5 protein-coding genes and 1 pseudogene are annotated in these 5,597 nt (G+C 30.8%); 4 read left to right on the forward strand and 2 right to left on the reverse strand.

The window, feature by feature from the left end; genetic code table 11:
• The first annotated feature begins 54 nt into the window (after positions 1 to 54).
• The 4 genes from metH (at position 55) to Q0370_RS02540 (ending at position 4,978) form a co-directional block, all read left to right on the forward strand.
• Entirely contained in the window at positions 55 to 3,564 is a 3,510-nt protein-coding gene (gene metH, locus Q0370_RS02525) for a methionine synthase (RefSeq protein ID WP_299571679.1), read from the forward strand.
• A gap of 76 nt (positions 3,565 to 3,640) precedes the next feature.
• A complete protein-coding gene (locus Q0370_RS02530; protein ID WP_299571682.1) occupies positions 3,641 to 4,180 on the forward strand; it encodes a hypothetical protein in 540 nt (179 codons plus the stop codon).
• Complete coding sequence (locus Q0370_RS02535) at positions 4,168 to 4,545, forward strand: antibiotic resistance protein VanZ (RefSeq protein WP_299571685.1); 378 nt, start codon at positions 4,168 to 4,170, stop codon at positions 4,543 to 4,545. The genes Q0370_RS02530 and Q0370_RS02535 overlap by 13 nt, the downstream gene beginning before the upstream one ends.
• A 25-nt stretch (positions 4,546 to 4,570) precedes the next feature.
• Positions 4,571 to 4,978 carry a hypothetical protein gene (locus tag Q0370_RS02540; protein ID WP_299571688.1) on the forward strand — a complete coding sequence of 136 codons (408 nt, stop codon included), beginning with the start codon at positions 4,571 to 4,573 and terminating at the stop codon, positions 4,976 to 4,978.
• Here Q0370_RS02540 and Q0370_RS02545 read toward each other — a convergent pair.
• Positions 4,971 to 5,342 carry a hypothetical protein gene (locus tag Q0370_RS02545; protein WP_299571691.1) on the reverse strand — a complete coding sequence of 124 codons (372 nt, stop codon included), beginning with the start codon at positions 5,340 to 5,342 and terminating at the stop codon, positions 4,971 to 4,973. The genes Q0370_RS02540 and Q0370_RS02545 overlap by 8 nt on opposite strands.
• Positions 5,302 to 5,597: pseudogene (locus tag Q0370_RS02550) on the reverse strand (restriction endonuclease subunit R); the annotation flags it as partial. The pseudogene Q0370_RS02550 and the gene Q0370_RS02545, both read right to left, overlap by 41 nt.

Here is a 5,597-nt window from a genome sequence, read left to right on the forward strand (position 1 = left end):
ACACTTTTTTATGATAAAATAATAAAATGTAATTTGAAAATAGGAGCTGAAAAAATGAAAGAAAACAAATACAAAAATTCTTATAATTTATTGCAAAATGATTTAAAAAACAAAATATTACTGCTGGATGGAGCGATGGGGACTATGATTCAGCAGGAACATTTAACTGCCGATGACTTTGGTGGTGAAAAATATGAAGGATGCAACGATTATCTTGTTCTACAAAGACCTGATATTATTAAAAATATTCATAAAGGATATCTGGAGGCTGGGAGTGATATTATTGAAACAAACAGTTTTGGGGCTTTGGATATTGTCTTGAAGGATTATGACTTGGAAGATAAAGCTTTTGAAATGAATAAAGCTGCAGCGGAACTTGTAAATGAAGCTATTGCTGAATATAGAAGCGAACATCCTGAAGTTACTCGAAATCTTTATGTTGCAGGGGCATTAGGGCCTTCTAACAAGTCTATCAGCGTTACTGGTGGAGTTACTTTCGAGGAACTTATCCATAGTTATTATACAGCTGTTTCAGGGCTTCTTGCTGGTGGTGTGGATTTGATTCTATTTGAAACAATTCAGGATACAAGAAACTTGAAGGCAGCTTATTTAGGGCTTAAAAAGGCAATGGAAGAAAATTATACTGTACCATTGATGCTATCGTTTACAATCGAAAGTACAGGGACTACACTTGCTGGACAGTCAGCAGACGCTTTTTATTACGCTGTAAATCATATGAATCCATTTTCTGTGGGACTGAACTGTGCAACAGGGCCTGAATTTATGACACAATTTTTAAAGACATTAAATAATATTTCAAATACATATATTTCAGTTTACCCAAATGCTGGACTTCCTAACGAAGATGGAGAATACGAGGAAACTCCAGACACATTATCGGCAAAAATTGAGCCGTTTTTCCAAAATAATTATTTAAATATTGTTGGAGGGTGCTGTGGAACTACGCCTGAACATATTCAGAAAATTAAGGAAAAAAGTGTAAACTATTCTCCAAGAGTTATTGATGAAAGCAAAGATTTTAATGATGTATCAGGACTAATTACTCTAGAAACTCCCCAAAACCGTCCAATTTACGTGGGAGAACGTACAAATGTAATTGGTTCACGTATTTTTAAAAACTTAATTGCAAGCGAAAAATTTGACGAGGCTACAGAAGTTGCCAGACTTCAGATTAAGGGGCGTGCGGATGTAATTGATATTTGTCTTGCAAATCCAGACAGGGATGAAGTGGCAGACATGAAAGCTTTCTTAGATAAAGTGGCAAAATTTGCAAAAGTTCCTCTTATGATTGACTCAACTGATATAAATGTTATTAAGGAAGGTCTTACTTACTTGCAAGGAAAAGGAATTATAAATTCGATTAACCTTGAAGATGGAGAAAAGAAATTTGCTGATATGGCAAAAGTTATTAAGGACTTTGGGGCTTCTGTCGTTGTAGGGCTGATTGATGAGGAAGGAATGGCTGTTTCAGTTGAGAAAAAATTGAAAGTTGCTAGAAGAAGTTACGAACTTCTTACAAAAAAATACGGAATTGATGAAAGAGATATAATTTTTGACACGTTAGTTTTCCCAGTTGCTACAGGAGATCAGAAGTATATTGGCTCTGCCACAGCAACAATTGAAGCAATTAGACAAATTAAAGCTGAAATGCCGAATGTAAAGACAATTTTAGGGGTAAGTAATGTTTCATTCGGACTGCCTGTCGCAGGAAGAGAAGTTTTGAATACTTACTATATGCAAAAAGCCTACGAAGCTGGACTTGACTATGCAATAGTAAATACTGAAAAAGTTATGCCAATGGACGAAATTTCAGATGAAGAAAAGGAATTGGCAGAAAATCTATTATTCCATACAAACGATGAAAATGTATCAAAATTTGCAAACTTCTACCGTGAGAAAAAAGCTATCCAAAAAGTGGTCGATACAAGCAACTTAACTACTGAAGAAAAAGTCTCAAATTTAGTTGTTGAAGGAAGTAAAAAAGATTTGATTGTCTATCTTGATGAATTACTTCAGAAATATTCTCCAATTGACATAATAAACGGTCCTCTGATGACTGGAATGGATGAAGTTGGAAGACTGTTTAACAACAATGACTTAATTGTTGCCGAAGTGTTGCAAAGTGCAGAAGTTATGAAAGCCTCTGTTTCACATCTGGAACAGTTTATGGAAAAAGATGAATCATCTGTAAAAGGAAAAGTAATTATGGCAACAGTAAAAGGGGATGTTCACGACATTGGAAAAAATCTGGTTGGAATAATCATTGGAAATAATGGTTATGAAGTAATCGACTTAGGAATAAATACTCCTGCTGAAAAAATCCGTGAAGCAATTATTGAACATAAAGCAGACTTCTTGGGACTTTCTGGACTTCTTGTAAAATCTGCCACAGAAATGGTAAATACTATGGGCGTTCTGCATGAAGCTGGTATTGATATTCCAATATTTGTAGGAGGTGCGGCACTTACGGAAAAATTTACTGTAAATAAAATTGAGCCTGCCTACAAAAATAATATCGTAATTTACTCAAGAGATGCAATGACAGCTCTTGCTGATTTAAACAAAATGATTGATGAGAAAAAATTTGAAGAATTTAAAGAATATTTGCAAAAACGTAGAGAGCTTGTAACAATTAAAGATGCCAAAAAACTTGAGCAGCTGAAAGTTAAACCAACGGTAAGTGATATTAAAGATGCTGATGGAACATTTGATTTTTCAAAAGTTGAACTTCCAAAATATGACTTTGAAAAAATTTATAAGCCACAAACATTAAATAAACAAATTATAACAAACATAAAAGCAAAAGATGTATTCCCATTCATAAATTTACAAATGTTAATTGGAAAACACCTTGGAATGAAATGGATTGTAAATAATCTAATTGAAAAGCAAGATCCTAGAACAATAAAATTATACAATGAAATTTTGGATATTATCGAAAATGGTGATGAATATTTTGATATAAAAGCTATCTACAAGTTTTTCCCTGTACGTCGAAAAGCTGGAGAAAGAAAGGAAGATTTCAAAATCGAAGTTTTATCAGATGACTTGTCAACTGTTCTAGAAACATTTGATTTCCCAAGACAAAAATACGGACAGTATTTATCATTAAATGATTATGTAAGCCCAGATGGAATTGACTACATCGGATTCTTCGTTGCAACTGCAGGAGAAAAATCAAGACTTGTTTCAAATGAACTTAAAGAAAAAGGTGAATTTTACAGAGGGCATATTGTAAACTCTGTAGGACTTGAACTGGCTGAAGCAACATCAGAATACATTCATAAAATGATGCGTCAGGATGTAGGAATTATCGACAAAGACATTACTTTGAACGAAATTCTAAATGCCCAGTATCAAGGAAACCGTTACTCTTTCGGATACCCAGCCTGCCCAGATTTAAGTGACCAGAGAAAATTATTTAATTTATTGAAACCAGAAAGATACGGAATCTCTCTAACAGAAGAGTTTATGATGTACCCAGAAGCTACAGTAAGTGCGATTGTATTCTCACAACCGTTCTGTAAATATTTTAATATGTAATTTTTTGAATTTTTTGTAAGTGAAGTGTGTTATTTTAAATTATATAATGCACTTTTCTTATGAAAGGAGAAATGAAATGTATCAAATAATAAAAATGATTTTATTAAGTTCAATTTTTATGGATTATATTGATATTCAAAAATCGGATAAAAGCGTATTTACAATACATATTATTGAAATAATGCTTGTTTTGTCACTAATTAACGGAATTATAAATTTATATGACGAGAAAAAATTTTTTATAATTGAATTTCTTATGATTATTTTATTTCATCTAGCGGGAAACAAGATTATTCTAGAAAATTTTTCATTTTTTTGGCAATTAATGAAATTAATCGGCGTTTATATTCTTCATCTTCTCATTACAACTGATGTAGGAATGGATGACAATAATATCAATCCTTTTTCTAAAATTGAATGGATAATAGTTTCAATTACTGTTTTAATATTTTTACTGCTAATGTTAATTTTTAATATTGAAATTAACAGTTTAAACATTCTATCACTTTATTGTATTACATTATTTGAATTAAAAGGAATTTTTATAAACATTACAGAATATATAGAGAATCAAAAGAAAATCGAAAAGGAAAATAGAGATAAATGGCAAAAATAATAATTCGTGATAAATTAAAATTTAGGATATTCCCAAAAATACTTTGGATTGATAATGAAAAAATAAAATTAAAATCAAATTCTGAAACTATTTTTAAAACTGATGAAAAGTATGTAATCCTTTCTGAAAACAGGGCTAAAAATAGAAGATTAGGAATAAATCTTGAAGATAAAAAAGAAATTTTAATAGAAATAAAATATGATTTTTTTAGGTTAATTACTGTATTTTTAGTAATTCCAATATTTGCAGGTATTGTAAAATTATTTTTACTTTCAGATGTCGAATCCAGTCACTTAGGCGCTTTTGCTGGGTTTCTTATTGTTATTCTGTGGAAAAGAGAAAAGTTGGAAGTGGTTGATATTTAAGATTATTGACTTTTAAAATTTTATATTGCATAATTATTATGTAAAAAAAACAGAAAATAAATTACCTTTAATACAAACAGATCCAAATTCATCTCCAACTGCAGTTCAGTTAAGTATTGACCCTGTAAACATCGTAACTTTAGACCTACTTTCTAAAGATGGGAAAGCAAATTCAGAAAAAGCTGCCTATGTACTTATGCAAAAATATCTTAATGAAGGAATTCCTAAAGAAAATATTACTTTAGATCCTGTTGATATAAATGGATATCAAGGTACAAGTTTAACAATAAAGTATAATGATGGAACTATAATGATTATAAATTGTATTGACCATGAGGGTAAAGTATATTTTATCTCTATGGAAGGTCTTCAAAATAGACAAACATTAGTGGAAATGGCAAAAGTTATTGAAACTTGGAAACCAACTAAATAAAATTTATAACTAAAAAAATTGGAAGAAAATCTAAAATATAGACAACTTCCAATTTTTTATTACTTTCCCCCAATTTCAGTTCAATATCTCCATTAACCGAAGCAATTTTCAATGCCTTCTCTTTATGTGGCTGTTCTGCAATAAACATATCCTTATACTGTGGCAATCCTCCAGAAAGTTCATACAACGAGAAACCATTTTCCACATCAAAACTTCTAAATCTGATACTTTGCCCTTGCTCTTGAGAAAATATTTCTATCCTTGCCTTGCAGTCTTTTGTAAAATAAGTATATCTAATATATGGAAAATCTTTAGAAATCACACTATTTATTGTTTTTACCCGAATTTTTTTTATACGCCTCATAAGAATCTAATTTATAAATTTGATTATACAGGTTTTTATGTGTAGCCGAATAACGAAGTGTAAATAACGGCTCTAGTTCATCTATTGCCTTCAATGATTGAGATTTTTTATTTGCTGTTCCTTCTATTTTCTGTGGTTCATCAATTAACACAATCGGCCTTACAAATTTTATATCTCTCCATAAATTTTTAGCATATTCATCATCCTTACGAATTTTATTCGTATCTTTATTAAACGCTTGAATATTCATAACAC

The organism is uncultured Leptotrichia sp., assembly GCF_938036635.1.
GTDB classification, from domain to species: Bacteria; Fusobacteriota; Fusobacteriia; order Fusobacteriales; family Leptotrichiaceae; genus Leptotrichia; species Leptotrichia hongkongensis.

Excerpts from the sequence above, each read along its gene's own strand:
- metH (WP_299571679.1), top strand. The coding sequence starts at position 55 with ATGAAAGAAAACAAATACAAAAATTCTTATAATTTATTGCAAAATGAT.
- Q0370_RS02530 (WP_299571682.1), top strand. The coding sequence starts at position 3,641 with ATGTATCAAATAATAAAAATGATTTTATTAAGTTCAATTTTTATGGAT.
- Q0370_RS02535 (WP_299571685.1), top strand. The coding sequence starts at position 4,168 with ATGGCAAAAATAATAATTCGTGATAAATTAAAATTTAGGATATTCCCA.
- Q0370_RS02545 (WP_299571691.1), bottom strand. The coding sequence starts at position 5,342 with ATGAGGCGTATAAAAAAAATTCGGGTAAAAACAATAAATAGTGTGATT.